The following is an 18,405-nucleotide window of genomic DNA, read 5'->3' as shown; positions in this document are numbered from 1 at the left end:
GGGCAGCCAGGGCCAGCAGGGTACCAGACCGATGCAGAGCAGCCAGGGCCAGCAGGGTACCAGACCGATGCAGAGCGGCCAGGGCCAGCAGGGTACCAGACCGATGCAGGGTCAGGGCCAGCAGGGTACCAGACCGGCCGGCCAGGCAGGAAACCAGGGAACCAGGCCGAATGGCACTTATCAGGGAAATCAGGGGCAGCGTCCGCAGGGCCAGCAGGGTTACCAGAACAGACCCGCTGGAGCATCCCAGTATAACAGACCTAACGGCCAGCAGGGGAATTCGTCCCAAAGACCGGCTGGAAACCAGCAGTCTTACGGATCCAACAGACCCTATGGCCAGCAGAATAACAATGGCAACCGAAGCACAGCACCCGGCCAGGGCCAAAGAAGCGGCCAGGGCCAGTATAACCGTCCGGCACAGGGAGACCGTCCGAACGGCCGTCCAAACCAGGGGTCCGGCCAATACCAGAATCAGGGTTCCGGACAGTATCAGAGAAATTCCCAGGGACAAAATGGGCAGAGAAGCGGCCAGGGCCAGTATGGAAACCGTCCTTACCAGGGACAGAACGGCAGGCCCCAGGGGCAGAATAACCGTTCCCAGGGAACCAGGCCCGGAGGCGGACAGACAATGAGAGACGGGCTGACGATACCGAAGCCGCCTCAGACAAAAGCTACGGAGAAGCAGAATGTAACCTCCAGAGCGGAGAGAGGGGACCGCAGCAGGGATAAAGACCGGAATGGCCGGAACGACCGCCGCGGATACCAGGATAACAGACCGAACCAGAGAAATACGGGCGGCAAAGGCAGAAATAATACCCCTGCGCCGAAGCCGGTGCAGCAGGAGCCTAAGGAAGAGACCATCCGTACCATCATTCTGCCGGAAACCATGACGATCAAGGAACTGGCGGAAAAGATGAAGGTGCAGGCAGCCGCGGTTGTGAAGAAACTGTTTTTACAGGGATCGGTGGTGACGGTCAATCAGGAAATTGACTTTGAAAAAGCCGAGGAGATTGCCCTGGAGTTCAATTGTATCGCGGAAGCGGAAGTAAAAGTAGACGTGATCGAAGAATTGCTGAAAGAAGATGAGGAAGATCCGGCAACCCTGATCCCCAGACCTCCTGTAGTATGCGTGATGGGTCATGTTGACCATGGTAAAACATCTCTGCTGGATGCGATCCGGAATACTCATGTAATTGATAAAGAAGCCGGAGGAATTACCCAGCATATCGGAGCCTACACGGTGTCCATCGACGGGCAGAAGATCACCTTCCTGGATACACCGGGCCATGAGGCATTTACCGCTATGCGTATGCGTGGAGCGAATTCCACCGATATCGCTATTCTGGTGGTGGCCGCCGATGACGGCGTGATGCCCCAGACCATAGAGGCGATCAACCATGCCAAAGCGGCAGGGATTGAAATAATCGTAGCGATCAATAAAATAGATAAGCCCAGCGCTAACATCGAGCGTGTGAAGCAGGAACTGACCGAGTACGAACTGATTCCGGAAGACTGGGGCGGAAGCACCATCTTTGCACCGGTATCCGCTCATACCCATGAGGGAATTGACAATCTTCTGGAAATGATCCTCCTGACTGCGGAAGTATGCGAGCTGAAAGCGAATCCCAAGAGAAGGGCCAGAGGACTGGTCATCGAGGCGGAGCTGGATAAAGGAAAAGGCCCGGTAGCCACTGTCCTGGTGCAGAAAGGAACTCTGCACGTGGGAGATTCTATCGCCGCCGGTTCTTCCTACGGAAAAGTCCGTGCGATGATGGACGACAAGGGCAGAAGGGTAAAAGAAGCCGGCCCCTCCACTCCTGTGGAAATCTTAGGTTTAAGTGATGTCCCCAACGCCGGTGATATCTTTGTGTCGCCGGAGAACGATAAAGAGGCAAGAAACTTTGCACAGACTTTTATATCCGAAGGCCGTGAGAGGCTTCTGGACGATACCAAAGCCAAGATGTCGCTGGATGACCTGTTCACTCAGATCAAGGCCGGCAATATCAAAGAACTGGGTATCGTGGTGAAGGCCGATGTGCAGGGCTCTGTGGAAGCAGTCAAACAAAGTCTGCTGAAGCTGTCCAACGAAGAAGTAATCGTCAAGATCATCCATGGCGGCGTGGGTGCCATCAACGAATCCGACGTCATCCTGGCCAGCGCGTCCAACGCGATTATTATTGGCTTTAATGTGCGTCCGGATGCCACGGCGAAAAATACGGCGGAACGAGAAGGCGTGGATATGCGTCTGTACCGCGTTATTTACGATGCCATCGCCGATGTGGAAGCGGCCATGAAGGGGATGCTGGATCCGATCTTTGAGGAGAAGGTCCTGGGCCACGCGCAGGTGCGTCAGACATTTAAGGCATCCGGAGTCGGAACCATCGCCGGCGCCTATATTCTGGACGGTATCTTCCAGAGAAACTGTACAGTACGCCTGACCAGGGACGGAGTGGTAATCTATGAAGGACCGCTGGCCTCTCTGAAGCGTTTCAAAGACGATGTGAAAGAAGTCAAGAGCGGCTTTGAATGCGGTCTCGTACTGGAAGGCTTCAATGATATCAAAGAGGAGGACCTAGTCGAAGCTTATACCATGGTCGAGGTCCCCAGATAATTTCCCACAGGCGGTGCCTGATGGAAAAAACGGGCGGTAAGCCTGAAAACGAGGTGTGAAACATGAGAAAGAACAGTATTAAAAACACCAGAATAAACCAGGAAGTACAAAAGGAATTAAGCGAAATTATCCGCGCGGGAATCAAGGATCCGCGTATCAATCCCATGACCAGTGTCGTGGCAGTTGAGGTGGCGCCGGATCTGAAGACATGCAAAGCCTATATCAGTGTATTGGGAGATGAAGAATCCCAGAAAGATACGCTGGCAGGATTAAAGAGCGCGGAAGGCTATATCAGGACAAAGCTGGCGCGTACCATTAACCTGCGCAACACGCCGGAAATCCGGTTCGTGCTGGACCAGTCCATCGAATATGGTATTAATATGTCGAAGCTTATTGACGATGTCAACCGGGACTTGAATGAAAAGGGTGAAGTAGATGATCAATCTGACATCTGAGCTTAAAAATGTAAGAACCGTTGCGATCGCCGGCCATGTCAAACCGGACGGCGACTGCATCGGGTCCTGCCTGGGGATGTATCTGTATCTGGTCGCTTATTTTCCGCATATCCAGACAGATGTGTTCCTGGGAAAAATCGCTCCGGAATACAGTTTCCTTAAGGGGGTGGATCAGATCCGCCATGACTGTGAGGGAGCAGGGCCTTATGACGTTTTCATTTCCCTTGACTCCAGTGACAGGGAGCGTTTGGGTGCAGCAGGTGAATTGTTTGATACGGCGGGAAAGACCATCTGTATCGATCATCATGTCAGCAACCAGGGATTTGCCCAGGTCAATTATATCGTGCCGGACGCCAGTTCCACCTCGGAACTGGTGTTTGAAGTGATCGGGGAGGAAAAAGTGACCAGGGAAATGGCTGAGGCCATCTATACCGGGATCGCCAGTGATACGGGAGTGTTTCAGTATTCCTGCACTTCCTCCAGGACCATGAATATCGCCGGTATGCTGATGGATAAGGGGATTGATTTTTCCTGGATTGTGGATGAGACTTTTTATAAAAAGACCTATCTTCAGAATCAGATCCTGGGCCGGGCACTGATGGAAAGTATGCTGCTGCTGGATGGGAAATGTATTGTCAGCGGCTTTCGCAAAAAGGACATGGATTTTTATCACGTGGGACCGCTGGATTTTGAAGGAATCGTCAATCAGCTGAGGCTGACGGAAGGCGTCGAGGTGGCGGTATTCCTCTATGAATCCGGAAACCAGGAATTCAAGGTCAGCATGCGCTCCAAAAGCCAGGTGGATGTGAGCGGGATCGCGGTTTATTTCGGCGGCGGCGGCCATGTGAGAGCGGCAGGATGCACCATGCAGGGAACGATGTTTGACGTTATCAATAACCTGACTCCTCACATCGAAAAGCAGCTGAAAAGGAAGGTAGAACAAGAGTGATACACGGAGTGATCAACGTTTACAAAGAACGGGGATATACTTCCCATGATGTGGTGGCGAAGCTGCGTGGAATTCTGAAGCAGAAGAAGATCGGACATACCGGGACGCTGGATCCCGATGCGCAGGGAGTGCTGCCGGTGTGCCTCGGGAAGGCCACGAAGCTATGTGATATGCTGACCGGGGAAGAAAAGGTCTATGAAGCCGTATTAAGACTGGGAATCATCACAGACACACAGGATATGACCGGACAGGTACTCAAGGTCCGGGAAGTACAGGTGACGCCGGAGGAGGCCAAGGAAGCGGTGGACAGTTTCGTGGGGGATTACGATCAGATCCCTCCCATGTATTCCGCCCGGAAGGTCAATGGAAAAAAATTATATGAACTTGCCCGGGAAGGAATAGAAGTGGAGAGGCAGGCCAGAAGAGTCAGAATCTATGAAATCGTGATTCTGGAATGCCGTCTGCCCCTGATCCGCTTTACCGTCCGCTGTTCAAAAGGTACCTATATACGCACCTTATGCCAGGACATCGGAGAAAAACTTGCCTGCGGCGGTTGTATGGAATCCCTGCTTCGGACGCAAGTAGGGCGTTTTATGTTAAAGGACAGCTTAAAGCTGGAACAGATTCAGCAGCTGGCGGAAAATGGTCAGATTGGCCAGATCCTGACGCCGGTAGATGAGATGTTCGGCGGGCTGCCCGCAGTGACCGTAAAAAGAGAATTTCAAAAGTTGATCAAAAACGGTAATGCGTTTATGCCAGAGCATCTGCTGTCTTTGCCGGACGAAGCCGGGACGGGCGCTGGCAGCCCGGAGCCGGGACAGGTTCAGGTCCGGGTCTACGATGAGGCCGGAGGTTTTTACGGCATCTATGAATATCAGACAGACCGCGGCCGTTTTCAGCCGGTGAAAATGTTTTTAGGAGATTGAGAACATGGAATACATTACAGATCTGACAAATTTTCATATGGATACTCCCTCCATCGTTTCCCTCGGCAAATTCGACGGGCTGCACCGAGGCCATCAGAAGCTGTTGAAAAAAATGAAAGAATTGCGCACCGGTGTGGAAAAGACGGCAGTGTTTACCTTTTCCGTCCCTCCGAAGGCAGCCCTGTCGGGAAATGGCCTGTCTGTTCTGACTACCAATGAGGAGCGCAGGGCGCTGCTGGAACGGGAAGAGATCGACTATTGCGTGGAATGCCCGTTCAGTCCTCAGATCTCCCATATGACCCCGGAACAGTTTATACGGGAAATTCTTGTGGAGCGTCTGAAGGTAAAAGAGCTGGTGGCAGGTACGGATTTTCATTTCGGATACCGGCGGGCCGGAACCTGCAAAACCTTAATGCAGTTCGCGGACAGCTGCGGTTACCGGCTGCACGTGGTGGAGAAGGAAGTTTATGATGGACGTGAAATCAGCAGTACTTTTGTAAGAGAAGAGGTTAAGCAGGGGCATATGGAAGTGGCGGAAGCGCTGCTTGGTTATCCCTACAGGATCCGGGGAACGGTGGCCCATGGCAGACAGATCGGGCGTAAGACGCTTGGAATGCCTACCGTGAATCTGATGCCGCCTGCAGATAAACTGTTGCCTCCGAACGGGGTATATGTTTCCGTGACCCGGGTGGATGATATCATATACCGGGGCATGACGAATATCGGGTATAAGCCGACGGTCGGAGGAGAGACAAGGATTGGAGTGGAGACCTTTCTCTTTGATTATGAAGGGGATCTCTATGGTAAATATATCGAAGTGGGACTTTTAAACTTCGAACGGGAAGAACACAGATTCAGCTCCATGGCTGCGCTGAAAGAACAGATGGAGAAAGACATTCAATATGGAATAACATATTTTACCAAAAATATGAACAATTTGTAAAAAGTGCGATTTATGAGTCTCCGTTGTTGACAAACAGATGGGCTGTGTTATAATAAATTGGTAATAAATTTAACAATTACGTAATAATTTACAATAATTTACATAAGACCAACAGGAGGTTCTAATGAAAAAACAGATTGTACTTGCAGTTTTGTGCCTGAGTCTTACCGGAGCTGTCATATTCGGAGGGGACGCCGTAGCAAAGGCATCTACCGCCAACGGCTTCGCAGGAGCGGGCATTTCTGCTGAGATAGAAACGAAGACAGCCAATGTTTCCACCAGCGTGAACACAACTGCTCAAAATACACAGCCAGCGGCCCAGACCGGCGCACCGGCCATGTCAGCGGGAATTATGGCTGATGCGAAAGCAGTAGCCACGGCAAACACGACACCTGCGGTAGCTCCGGCGGCGGACGCAGAACAGCCCGCTGCAGACCAGCCGGCAGCGACTCCGGAAACACAGGCTCCTGCTGAGGATCAGGCAGCATCTGCGGTACAGGTCGAAGGATATACAAATCTGGGAATCGCTCAGGTGGACAATCATCTGAATGTCCGTGAAGAACCCGATGAAGGCGCGAAACTGGTCGGTAAAATGCCTAAAAATGCCGGCTGTGAGATATTAGAAGTTCAGGGAGACTGGACGAAAATCGAATCCGGAAAAGTAACCGGATATGTAAAAAGCGAATATCTGCTGACCGGCGACGCAGCTACGGAAGCGGCGCAGCAGGCGATGTCCAAGATGGCCAAGGTCAACACTACCACATTGTACGTGCGGGCCGAGCCGAATACCGAATCCACCATTGTTACCCTGGTTCCGATCGAAGAGGAACTGGAGGTACTAGAAGAGCTGGAAGGATGGGTAAAAGTCAATATCGACGGCGACGAGGGTTATGTATCCTCCGAATATGTGGATGTATCCGCGAAACTGCCCAAGGCTTCCACGATTCAGGAACTGCAGGTGGGAGAAGGCGTATCCGAGAAGAGTGTTTCCGTCGTTTCCTATGCGAAACAGTTTGTTGGTAACCGTTATGTATACGGTGGAACCAGCCTGACCAATGGAACGGACTGTTCCGGATTTACCATGGGCGTATACGCCAAGTTTGGAGTCGGGCTTCCTCATTCCTCCAGGGCGCAGGCCAACTGCGGTACCCGTGTCGGATTAAATGAAGTACAGCCTGGAGACCTGATTTTCTACAGCAATGGCGGCGGCATCAACCACGTGGCCTTGTATATCGGAGGCGGACAGGTTGTTCATGCCAGCTCTCCGAAGTCTGGCATCAAGATTTCCGGAATGAATTACAGAACTCCTGTGTGCGCAACACGGGTAATGAAATAGTAAAATTTAATCAGTTTAATTGGTTAATTGGGTTAATTGGGGACATGTCCATTTGTGACATGTCCCTTTTGTGGGCCTCCCCTGGAGGCACGCTTGCGTTTCTGTTCACGGTCAAACGCGAGGGGACAGGCCCCTCTCAATTTGGCTGTGAATAGTAATGCGGCGGCAGAAAAGTAATTCAGGACTGATGCAGCTTGCGGTAAGCGGTTGGAGTATAGGAAGTCAGGGCTTTAAACATCCGGACAAAGGAGGAGATGCTGTTAAAGCCTGAACGGTACGCGATCTCTGTGATTGAAAGTCCGGGATCGATCAAAAGATTTTCCGCGTAAGCGATTCGCTTCGTATTCAGGAATTTATAAAATGTGGTGTTTGTAAATTGTTTAAAGAGACGGGAAAAGTGATATTTACTGAACCCGGCTCTGTCGGCCACATCGTCCAGGGTCAAGTCTTCCATACAATGGGAGCTTATAAAATCACAAATATTTAAAAATTTTTCCGTATACTCACGCTGTTTACTGGGTGTGACATCGAACATAAGGCTGCTGTTCAGACATTCCCTGCCAAGCAATATGAATAATTCGGTAATTTTTGCAAAAGTGAAGGCATCACATAACGGCCTTATTTCAATACATTCCTTTTGGATTTCCAGGATAAGTTCCCGTGCGGTTTCATATATGGACGGCATTGTCTCATGAGTAACCAACTTAGCCGGCGCTAACATGGATATGGTTGATTCGATATCCTTGAACATATTGAGGAAAGATAAATCCACCTGAAAAATAATTCGAAGCCCGCTCTTTGGCGCGGTAATCCGGTGGAGCGTGCCTGGCGTGATGATCAGTATGTCGCCTTCTTTTAAATAATAATCAATATTACTGCAGCTTACCATATAATGATTTTCTAATGGAAATATAATTTCGACCGGAGTGTGCCAATGCTCCGGGTAGTTTTCGAATTCATCATTCAGATACAATTTAAAGGCATTGTGATCTTTGAAATTCACGGTCTCATGTTTCCCGTTTATGCTTTCTATCATGTTTTCCTCCAGTGACGCGTTTACCGCGTCATAAAATCAGGTATGGGCGAACATTTTTTGGTTCGACCGTTCCTCCAGTGACGCGTTTACCGCGTCATAAAATCAGGTATGGGCGAACATTTTTTTGGTTCGACCGTTCCTCCAGTGACGCGTTTACCGCGCATCTCGGTCCGTCTTTCCGTCGTTATATAGATAGGTATGGTAAAAAAGACTGCTCCCCTCCTGGAAATTAGCACAATTACTATATAACAATATTTCAAAAATTGCTTATCGAAGAAATGGAAAATCTATAGGAATTATAGTATTTTTGACTTAAAAAGTATATAAAAAAATGAAAATCAATAAAAAATTATAAATAATGCACAGATATCTATCTTGAAAGTTGTGAAAAGACTACAACATGGGATAAAAAATAGCAATAATTGATAATCAAATAGCAACTTTTAAGATGAAATAGTCAGGAGGTTATCTTATATTGGTATTAAACTTTATAAAATCTTAAGGAGGATATTACTATGAGAAAAGGAAAATTACTCGCTGTCATACTCGCAGCCGCGGTGGTCGGAACATGCATAACAGGGTGCGGGGCGGAAAGCCAGGCTGCTGCCGGACAAGAAAAGGACACGTCAAATGCCAAGACAGTACAGATGATTAACGGAAAAGACCTCACGCAGGTGGGATTCTCAGCACCGGCTATGGACAATGAATTCCAGACCAATCTTTCATCCACCCTGGAAGCGGCCTGCAAAGAGAACGGGATAAAATATACGGTATCCGAGGCTCAGCAGTCCGCGGCGAAACAGGCAGAACAGATCGAGAACATGGTAACCACGGGGTGTGAAGCGATCGTGGTTTCCCCGGTGGATCTGGACGGTATCCTGGACGCGCTGAAAAATGCCAAAAGCAGCGGAGTCTTTGTGAGCATGATCGGTGTGGTTCCGCCTTCCAAAGATTACTATGACGTGGTCGTAAATGTAGAACAGACGGATCTTGGCTCCCAGGCCGCCAAGGCAGCAGCTTCATGGATCGACAAGACATTTCCCGACGCTGCGGACGGAAGCATCGAAGTAGCCCTTCTGACTTTGAACAACAGTGAAGAGGCAACTAAAAGGGGAGAAGCGCTTGCGAAGGTAGAGGAATTCACAGGCAAAGCAAAGGTCGTCGGCGAATATGATTCCACCGGGGCCGCCAGTATCCCCACAAAAGCACAGGAATATACGGAAATGCTTCTTACGGAGCACCCGGACGTGAAATGTATTCTGGCCTATTCCGACTTCATGGGCCTGCCGGCGGACGAGGTCGTTATGAGGACAAAGGGAATCGATGTGGCGCATTTCGGCATATTTGGATGTGATTATAGTTCTGCTGGCTGTGAGGCGATTGAAAAATCAAAAACCAACGAAAGTACATACCGTGCTTCCGGCGCGTTTGGCGTCAATTTCGGAAAGACAGTATATGATACCATTGTCGGCAACGTTGAGGTCGACGGGGAATGCGTCTACTATGAACCGGCTTTTGAGCTGACGGTAGATAACGTGGATCAATATTTGAAATAAAGGGACTTACCGGCTTTCAAGTATGAAGAACGGCTCTTGTGTACGGTATCCCATTTTCAGGGAATGAAAAAAGGAAGGCGCCCTTTCCCGAAGGCTGACTCGAATGGACCGGCTTTCCGGGGCGGGTGCTTTTCCTCTTTTCTTGTCATAATTTTGCTTGCTCCCGATATGATACCGATCGAGCATATGGAAATATGATATAATGTCGACAGACATTATATCTGCGCCGGAGCGCTTTCCTTAGCGCGGAGTGTGCATCCCCCGGAAGGGATCATGATTGCGTGCAATCATGATATAATGTCGACAGACATTATATCTGCGCCGGAGCGCTTTCCCTGGCGCGGAGTGTGCATCCCCCGGAAGGGATCATGATTGCGTGCAATCATGATATAATGTCGATAGACATTATATCTGCGCCGGAGCGCTTTCCTTAGCGCGGAGTGTGCATCCCCGGAGGTATCATGATTGCGTGCAATCATGATATCTTAACACGGAGCAGATCGGAAATCGCAAGAGGGTGCACCGATACATCAATCGAACGGATATCTATATGCGCAGGCAAGACGCATGGAGGAAACAGATGAAACCAATATTAAAACTAACAAATATCAGCAAGACCTATCCCGGCGTTCAGGCGCTTAAGGATCTGTCCATCGAATTTTGCGAAGGTGAAATCCACTCCATTATGGGTGAAAACGGGGCAGGAAAGTCCACGATGATAAAAATCATAAGCGGAGCCATACAACCGGACGCCAACGGCGGGTCTATGGAAGTGGACGGCGATACGGTCAGGCATATGACTCCGGCCGCGGCCAGGGAGAAGGGGATCAGTGTAATTTACCAGGAATTTACGCTGGTTCCCACCATGTCTGTTGTGGAGAACATCTTCCTAGGAGAAAAGGTGGGGGGCAGAATCATTCCTGATTTTAACGCAATGCGGAAGAAAGCGAAAGAAATCTTTGAAGAATTCGGCGTGGAGATTGACCTGGATGTCCTGGTCCGGGAACTGACTCCCGGAAAACAGCAGCTGGTGGAAATCGCGAAAGCATTGACGAAAAATGTAAAAATCATGATTATGGACGAACCTTCGGCATCCATTTCAGTGGCGGACGTGAAAACATTATTTTCCATTATAGAAAAATTAAAAAAGAAAAATGTCACCATTATCTATATCTCTCACCGGATGGAAGAAGTGTTCGAGCTGTCGGACCGGGTGTCTATCCTGCGGGACGGCTGTTATATAGGGACGAAAGAAATCGTTGGAGCGGACCGGAAAAGCTTGATCAGCATGATGGTCGGGCGGGAATTAAATGAAAGTTATCCGGCCAGGGACGTAAAAATCGGCGAACCGGTGCTGGAAGTCAAAAACCTGACGGGTAACGGCGACCGCAATATCAGCTTCCGGCTGAGGCGGGGTGAGATCCTGGGACTGGCCGGACTGGTGGGAGCCGGAAGGACGGAGCTGGCCAAGGTTATCTATGGCGCAGCGAAGATCAGATCGGGAGAAATATGGGTAAAAGGTGAAAAAGTCCATATCAGTAATCCGCGCCATGCCATCGAGCGGGGAATCGGATACATTCCGGAAGACAGGAAGAACGAAGGCTGCTTTTTGAATTTCCCGATCGCATGGAATATCAGCCTGGTGAACCTGCGGAAACTGTCAAAAGCAACTGTAATGCGCAAGGCGGAGATAGAGCGGGTCAGCAGGGAATTCGCGGAAAAACTCAGTATCAAAACCCCTACGCTGGAGCAGTACGTAAAAAACTTAAGCGGCGGCAACCAGCAGAAGGTGGTTGTGGCGAAGACATTGGCGGCTAATACGGACATTATCATTTTTGATGAGCCTACCAGGGGGATCGATGTAGGCGCGAAGCAGGAGATCTACCAGCTGATGAATGAGTTGGTCGTGCAGGGGGTTTCCATCATCATGATTTCCTCTGAGATGGAAGAATTGATGGGGATGAGCGACCGGATTCTGGTTATGTATGAAGGCAGGATCAGCGGGGAGCTGGATAAGCCGGATTTTGTTCAGGCCAGAATATTGGAAATGGCCTCAGGATTATAGAAAGGAATATTGATATACATGAAAACAAATCATATAAATAAGTTTTTACGCGATAATATGACATGGGTACTGCTCATTGTCATTTCCATCATTTTTTCTTTTTTATCCCCGAATTTTTTTTCGTTTCGAAATATCATTAATATATTGAATCAAAATTCGTATATTATCATCTCCGCTCTGGGGATTGCTTTCATAATGATGGCCGGGGAGATCGATATCGCGGTCGGCTATACCATTTCCCTTACATCCGTTCTGTGCGCGATGATGGCGGTGGACCTGCATCTTCCGGCGCCGGTTATCCTGGCCGCGGGAATCCTGATCGCGATTCTGCTGGAATGTATGACCATGCTGATCGCACATTATTTCAGGCTGCAGCTGATGATGGTAACGATCGGAACCATGACTATTTTTCAGGGCATCTCCTTTGTCCTGACACAGTCCAAGACGATCAGCGGCCTGCCGGAAAGCTACAAAATCATCGGACAGGGGTATCTGGGAAGTATTCCGATCCCTGTAATAGTGATGGTGATTTTATTCATTCTGGCAAGCTTTGTGCTGAATAAGACCTACATGGGACGCTATGTATTTGCGATCGGCGGAAATGCGGAAGCGGCAAGGCTGGCGGGAATCAGCGTCTTTCGGATGAAAATGATGATCGCGGGAATCGCCGGAGGAATGGTAGGGCTGGCGGCTACTTTCCTGTGCACGAGGCTGGGAGCCATCCAGGCGAATACCGGTGCAGGGCTCGAATTCACCATCATTACGGCTGTCCTGCTGGGGGGTGTGAGCGTGCGGGGCGGTGAAGGAAGGATGTCGGGAGTCGTGGCCGGTGTTCTGATTCTGGCGATCCTGTCCAATGGAATGCAGCTTGCAGGAATGGATGTATATTATCAGTTCATCGCCAAAGGGGTTATCATGCTGGCCACAATAGGCGTGGATGTGTTCCAGCTAAACAGAAAAGATAAGGTAAGGATGCAGGATAAATAACAGGAATCATGAGAAAGAAGAGGAGCTTACAGATGCAAAGAGAAGAAGCCAGACGCCGTGCAAAAGAACTGATTGGGCGGATGACAGTGGAAGAAAAGGCAGCCCAGCTGAAGTATGACGCGCCGGCAGTAAAACGTCTGGACATACCGGCGTATAATTGGTGGAATGAAGGACTTCATGGCGTGGCCAGAGCGGGATGCGCCACGATCTACCCACAGGCCATCGCGATGGCGGCCGCTTTTGACGCAGATCTGTTACGGCAGGCAGCGGATCAGATCGCCACTGAATGCAGAGCCAAATACAACGCGTTTACCAAAGAAGGGGACTGCGGCATATATAAAGGCCTGACCTTGTGGAGTCCTAATGTGAATATTTTCAGAGATCCTAGGTGGGGGCGGGGGCAGGAGACTTACGGAGAGGATCCCTACCTGACGAAGAAGCTGGGCGTTGCCTTTGTAAAAGGTCTGCAGGGGGACGGCAGATATCTGAAAACAGCCGCATGCGCCAAGCATTTTGCCGTCCACTCCGGACCGGAGGCACAGCGGCATGAATTTGACGCCAGGGCGTCTGCGAAGGATATGGAGGAAACCTATCTTCCGGCCTTTGAAGCCCTGGTGAAGGAAGCAGGTGTGGAAGCTGTGATGGGGGCCTATAACCGGACGAACGGAGAACCCTGCTGCGCAAGTAAAACCTTAATTCAGGAGATCTTAAGGAATAAATGGGGATTCCAGGGCCATTACGTCTCCGACTGCTGGGCAATCCGGGATATCCACGAGCACCATAAGGTTACGAGCACGCCGGAGCAGTCGGCGGCCATGGCGCTAAAAGCGGGCTGTGACCTGAACTGCGGCAATACCTATCTGCGGGTTCTGCAGGCTTATTACAAAGGGCTTGTGACGGAAGAGGATATCACCTGCTCCGCGGAAAGGCTGATGACTACCCGGATTCTGCTGGGTATGCACAGTACGGATAATGAGTATGATCACATCCCATATGAGAAAGTAGAGTGCCCGGAACATCTGAGTACCTCTGAGGAGATGGCCAGGAAGGGAATCGTACTTCTGAAAAATGACGGAGTTCTCCCCCTGGACAAATCCCAGCTGAAAACCATTGGCGTCATTGGTCCGAACGCGGACAGCCGAACCGCGCTGGTCGGCAATTATCACGGTACTGCTACGGAGTACATAACGCTGCTGCGGGGGATTCTGGCTGAAGCGGGGGATGAGGTCAGGGTCCTTTACTCGGTGGGCTGCCACATCGAAAAGGACCGGTGCGAGCGGCTGGCCTGGAGGCAGGACCGATTATCGGAGGCCAGGACAGTGGCGAAGTTAAGCGACGTGGTGATTATGAATCTGGGCCTGAACGAGTTCCTGGAAGGGGAAGAGGGGGACACGGGAAATGAATATGATTCCGGTGATAAACAAGACCTTCAGCTCCCGCTGGTCCAAAGAGAGCTGCTGGAAGAAATCACCCGCATCGGAAAGCCTGTCATCCTGTGCGTGTCATCAGGAAGCGCGCTGGACTTAAGCTACGCCCAGGAGCACTGCGCCGCGGTGCTGCAGCTGTGGTATCCCGGGGCCAGGGGAGGTAAGAGCGCCGCGGATATCCTGTTTGGAAGATGTTCTCCCTCGGGAAAGCTGCCGGTTACCTTTTATAAAAATCTGGATGAACTGCCGCCCTTTGAGGATTATTCGATGAAAAACCGCACCTACCGCTATATGAGGACAGAAGCATTGTACCCGTTCGGGTACGGGCTCACCTATGGAACGGTGGAAGTGCTCCGGGTGACGGCTGAGAAAGCGAAGGCGGGGGCATCCCTGAAGATCAGGATCAAAAATACGGGGAACGTGAAAACAGAAGAGGTGCTGCAGGTATATATCCGGAATCTGGATTCCGCTTACGCAGATGAAAATTATCATCTGTGCGGCTTCAGACGGATCGCCACGGAGCCGGGGCAGGAAGCGGAGCTGGACATCTGCGTGGAAGAGAGGGAATTCACGGTGGTGGACGAGGAAGGAAGGCGATTCCGGGATGGGAAGCGCTTCCGGTTCTATGTGGGCTTCCATCAGCCGGATCATAGGAGCTGCCTGCTGTCAAAGAGCGGGGTGATGCAGGCGGAGATGGAATGTTGTTGATTTGATACCTGAGGAATTGGCTGGTGCCGAAAGAATTGGATAAGAAATTTGATATAGAAGGGATTGCAGGCGAAAGAATTGATACGAATAGAGCATTTGAAATATCTGGAGATACTTCTGGAAAACGAGGCAAAAATAGGCAGGCTCAGGGACGCTGCGTGCGCGGTGGTCACGAAAGCGGGGACCGAGTATGAGTTTTATCTGGGAAAGGCGCAGAGAAGCACCATATACCGGATTTTTTCCATGACGAAACCCTTCGTTGCCGCCGGAATCTATCTGCTGCTGGAACGTGGAGAAATCGCTCTGACGCAAAAACTCAGCGAGTTCTATCCATTTTTCAGGAATCCAACAGTGTGGACGGATCATAAGATATGCCCGGCGCACAGGGAAGTGCGGCTCATGGATCTGATGCATATGGTTTCAGGAATCGCTTATCCGGGGGATGGTACATATTCAGGAGAATATATGCAGAAGAAAATAAGCGCTTTGACGCAGGCCTATGAGGGAGGAAATGAGGTGGATTCGGAGAGTGTGCTCCGCGCATTTGCCGACACGCCTCTTATCTTCCAGCCGGGTGAACAGTGGCATTATGGGGCGTCGGCGGACATTTTAGGGTCGGTTATCGAAAAAGTGTCCCGGATGGATCTGGCTGAATTTTTCGGAAGAGAACTGTTGGAGCCGTTGAACATGAAGAATAGCGGTTTCTGGGTCGCAAAGGACAGCAGGCCGAATCTGGCAGATATCTATACAAGGAACACAGGTGCGCTGGAAAAGATCGACCGGGACCTGGAAAGGAAGCTTAAACTGCGGGATCCCTGCAAAAGGCCGCCGTTTCTCGCAGGAGGAAGCGGGCTGTACTCTACTTTGTCCGATTATGCGCAGTTTGTGCGGATGCTGTTGGGAAAAGGGGAGTATAAGGGTAGAAGAGTTCTGGGTAAAAGCAGTATAATGGGTATGGCATCGGCCGCCCTCAGGGAAGAACAACGAAAGAGTATATATTTTGACGGCCTAGAAGGCTACAGCTATGGAAATCTTATGCGGCATCTGACGTCGGTTCCAGTGTCGGGCGGTATAGGAACGGCCGGGGAGTTCGGCTGGGACGGGCTTTTGGGCAATGACTTTTTTGTAAGCATAGAAGAAGGGGTTGGCTTTATTTTCATGCAGCAGATCGCGGAAGGGGCGGATTATACACTGCGCAGAAAAATGCGGCAGATTGTATATGGGGCATTGGAGCGGTAAAGGAGGGAGCGGAATTTGGAATTTTTATTTCCGGGAGGTGCGAAAAAAGCTCTTACATTCAGTTACGATGATGGACAGATGTTTGATGCCCGTTTGATTGAGCTGTTTCACAGGTACTCTTTAAAAGGAACTTTTCATCTGAATTCGGGAACGCTTGGCGATGAGGGATATATCCGAGCGCAGGCAGTGCCGGAACTGTACCGGGGGATGGAAGTGGCAGGCCACAGCGTTACCCATGCATATTTGGATAGAATACCTCGCCATCTGGCTATGAGAGAAATCTGGGAAGACAAAAGAAACCTCGAACGGATAACGGGGAGGACTGTCAGGGGATTTTCCTATCCGTTTGGGGAGTTTGGGGAGGAGGCGGCAGAATGCCTGAAACGGGCAGGGCTTGAATACTCCAGAACTGTCCGGCCGACATATCAATTCGGATGGCCCCACGACTTTTTGCGATGGGATCCCACTTGCCATCACAATCAAGTATCGGACGAATTGGTCGGGCATTTTTTGAATCCGCCTGATTACGAAAAAACTCTTTTGTTTTATATATGGGGGCACAGCTTTGAATTTGAGAGAGAACAGACTTGGAAGCATTTTGAAGAAATATGCGAAAAGCTCTCAGGGCACGCGGATGTCTGGTATGCCACCAATATAGAAATCAAAGAGTACATAGCGGCGGTAAGGAATCTCGTGCTGTCGGCGGATTCGGATATGCTGTACAATCCTTCCGCACAAACGGTGGTGGTAGAGAACCGGGGAAATATAGTGGAGGCGGAACCCGGAAAAACAATACGGATCCCATAATCTGAAGAGCAGGCGCGGATAGCTGATCAGGGACAGCGATTGGCCATTTGGGCGATATGGGACATGTCCAACCGGAATGGACATGTCCCAAACCGAAATGGACATGTCCCAAACCTGATATTGCTTGACACAGGCAAGGAAACTCAATATAATTTAAAAAATAAGTGAAGGGGTATTAAAAATAGAAAGTTTAAGGGATGAGGTGTTAATGTGCCTGTAACCATCAATCAGATAGCGGAGCTTGCCGGGGTATCCAAGGGGACGGTGGACCGCGTACTGAATAACCGTGGGAATGTGTCAAAGGATATTGAGGCCAGAGTCCGGCAGATTGCGAAGGAACTGAATTATAAACCGAACCTGATGGCGAAGTCGTTGGCTTTGAGAAAGAAAGCTCCTAAAATCGGCGTTGTATTCCATGTGAAGAATAATTTTTTTATCGAGCAGGTGAAACTGGGGGTTCAGGCGGCTACCGAAGAACTGGTGGATTACGGAATTACAGTGATCAGTTATTACAGCAGGAATTTTGACGTGGATGATCAGCTGGCGCTGATTGACCGGCTGCTGGAGGAGGGGGTATCAGCCCTGGCGATCACACCGATTAATGAGCAGCCTGTGATCGATCGGATCGATGAGCTGATTGATCAGAAATTTCCTGTATTTTGCTTTATTAATGATATCAAGACCAGGAATCCGCATATCTTTATCGGTATCGATGCTTATCAGACTGGTGGGATTACGGCCGGGCTTTTTCATATGATTTCCAGTGGTGAGGAGAAACTGGCTATTGTTTCTCCGGGAATGAAAATGCTGGGGCATGTACAGAGAATCGAAGGCCTCAAGGATACACTTAAGAAATGGTATCCTAAGATTACGATGGCGGGTGTCTGTGAGATACCATTGAATGATATAGAGATCTATAAAACAGTAAAATATTTTTTTCAGGAACATCAGGAGATCACTTCTCTCTGGTATGCGACCTCCCTGAGTAATGGAGGGATCGTGGCATTAAAGGAATTGAATCTGCTATATAAAATTAAAATTATCTGTATTGATCTTCAGAACTTTACGAGGGAAGGGCTGGAAGAGGGATATATTTATGCGACGATCAATCAGAAACCATATAAGCAGGGATACGAGACGATTAAAATGATATTTAATTATCTGCTGACGGGGGAACTCACGGAATTTACACATACGATCGAGTCGGAGATCGTGATCAGGGAAAATATGCCAAGATAATGATTGAAGAATTACTGTTATAATAAGAACTGTCTGAGAGGGGAGGCTGTTCTGTTATAACAGTTTTTTTGCGTCCGGTTATACGTAATCCCCCTCCCGGAACCGCACAGCGGTAAAATCT

14 protein-coding genes are annotated in these 18,405 nt (G+C 49.9%); 13 read left to right on the top strand and 1 reads right to left on the bottom strand.

All coding sequences use genetic code 11. The features are described 5' to 3' along the window. The 6 genes from infB to KTH90_RS12020 form a co-directional block, all read left to right on the top strand. Window positions 1–2,611: translation initiation factor IF-2 (infB, locus tag KTH90_RS12045; protein WP_238726856.1), on the top strand; the 2,611-nt coding region annotated here is incomplete at its 5' end. Window positions 2,612–2,673: 62 nt separating this feature from the next. Further along, window positions 2,674–3,066 (top strand): 30S ribosome-binding factor RbfA, encoded by a 393-nt coding sequence (gene rbfA, locus KTH90_RS12040; RefSeq protein ID WP_158344095.1) that lies wholly within the window; start codon window positions 2,674–2,676, stop codon window positions 3,064–3,066. Next, the gene (locus KTH90_RS12035) at window positions 3,047–4,015 is read left to right on the top strand and encodes a DHH family phosphoesterase (RefSeq protein ID WP_158352845.1); all 969 of its coding nucleotides are present in this window, start codon (window positions 3,047–3,049) and stop codon (window positions 4,013–4,015) included. Before rbfA ends, KTH90_RS12035 begins: the two co-directional genes overlap by 20 nt. Further along, window positions 4,012–4,941, top strand: coding sequence for a tRNA pseudouridine(55) synthase TruB (truB, locus tag KTH90_RS12030; RefSeq protein ID WP_158352844.1), 930 nt, complete (start codon window positions 4,012–4,014; stop codon window positions 4,939–4,941). The genes KTH90_RS12035 and truB overlap by 4 nt, the downstream gene beginning before the upstream one ends. A gap of 4 nt (window positions 4,942–4,945) precedes the next feature. Then, window positions 4,946–5,884: a bifunctional riboflavin kinase/FAD synthetase gene (locus KTH90_RS12025; RefSeq protein ID WP_158352843.1), complete on the top strand. Its 939-nt coding sequence runs from the start codon at window positions 4,946–4,948 to the stop codon at window positions 5,882–5,884. Between the two features lie 124 nt (window positions 5,885–6,008). After that, on the top strand, window positions 6,009–7,220 hold the full coding sequence (locus KTH90_RS12020) for a C40 family peptidase (RefSeq protein ID WP_238726855.1): 1,212 nt from the start codon (window positions 6,009–6,011) through the stop codon (window positions 7,218–7,220). A 178-nt stretch (window positions 7,221–7,398) separates the two neighbouring features. Here KTH90_RS12020 and KTH90_RS12015 read toward each other — a convergent pair whose 3' ends face one another. Next, on the bottom strand, window positions 7,399–8,256 hold the full coding sequence (locus tag KTH90_RS12015) for an AraC family transcriptional regulator (RefSeq protein ID WP_158352842.1): 858 nt from the start codon (window positions 8,254–8,256) through the stop codon (window positions 7,399–7,401). Window positions 8,257–8,771: 515 nt separating this feature from the next. On the opposite strand from KTH90_RS12015, the gene KTH90_RS12010 reads away from it, so the two are divergent. The 7 genes from KTH90_RS12010 to KTH90_RS11980 all read left to right on the top strand — a co-directional run bounded on the left by KTH90_RS12010 (window position 8,772) and on the right by KTH90_RS11980 (window position 18,284). Beyond that, window positions 8,772–9,812: a sugar ABC transporter substrate-binding protein gene (locus tag KTH90_RS12010; RefSeq protein ID WP_158352841.1), complete on the top strand. Its 1,041-nt coding sequence runs from the start codon at window positions 8,772–8,774 to the stop codon at window positions 9,810–9,812. Between the two features lie 580 nt (window positions 9,813–10,392). After that, window positions 10,393–11,877, top strand: coding sequence for a sugar ABC transporter ATP-binding protein (locus KTH90_RS12005; protein ID WP_158352840.1), 1,485 nt, complete (start codon window positions 10,393–10,395; stop codon window positions 11,875–11,877). Between the two features lie 18 nt (window positions 11,878–11,895). After that, window positions 11,896–12,864, top strand: a complete 969-nt coding sequence (locus tag KTH90_RS12000; RefSeq protein WP_158352839.1) for an ABC transporter permease — start codon at window positions 11,896–11,898, stop codon at window positions 12,862–12,864. Window positions 12,865–12,896: 32 nt separating this feature from the next. Continuing rightward, a complete protein-coding gene (locus tag KTH90_RS11995) occupies window positions 12,897–14,999 on the top strand; it encodes a glycoside hydrolase family 3 C-terminal domain-containing protein (protein ID WP_158352838.1) in 2,103 nt (700 codons plus the stop codon). A 78-nt stretch (window positions 15,000–15,077) separates the two neighbouring features. Next, window positions 15,078–16,238 carry a serine hydrolase domain-containing protein gene (locus tag KTH90_RS11990; protein ID WP_238726854.1) on the top strand — a complete coding sequence of 387 codons (1,161 nt, stop codon included), beginning with the start codon at window positions 15,078–15,080 and terminating at the stop codon, window positions 16,236–16,238. A gap of 15 nt (window positions 16,239–16,253) precedes the next feature. Then, window positions 16,254–17,045 (top strand): polysaccharide deacetylase family protein, encoded by a 792-nt coding sequence (locus KTH90_RS11985; protein ID WP_238726853.1) that lies wholly within the window; start codon window positions 16,254–16,256, stop codon window positions 17,043–17,045. 210 nt (window positions 17,046–17,255) lie between these two features. After that, window positions 17,256–18,284: a LacI family DNA-binding transcriptional regulator gene (locus KTH90_RS11980; protein ID WP_158352836.1), complete on the top strand. Its 1,029-nt coding sequence runs from the start codon at window positions 17,256–17,258 to the stop codon at window positions 18,282–18,284. Window positions 18,285–18,405: the final 121 nt, after the last annotated feature.

Source organism: Diplocloster modestus (genome assembly GCF_019042245.1).
GTDB lineage: Bacteria > Bacillota > Clostridia > Lachnospirales > Lachnospiraceae > Diplocloster > Diplocloster modestus.
Note: the sequence above shows the minus strand (reverse complement) of the source record. Positions and strands in the feature narration are given on the sequence as shown.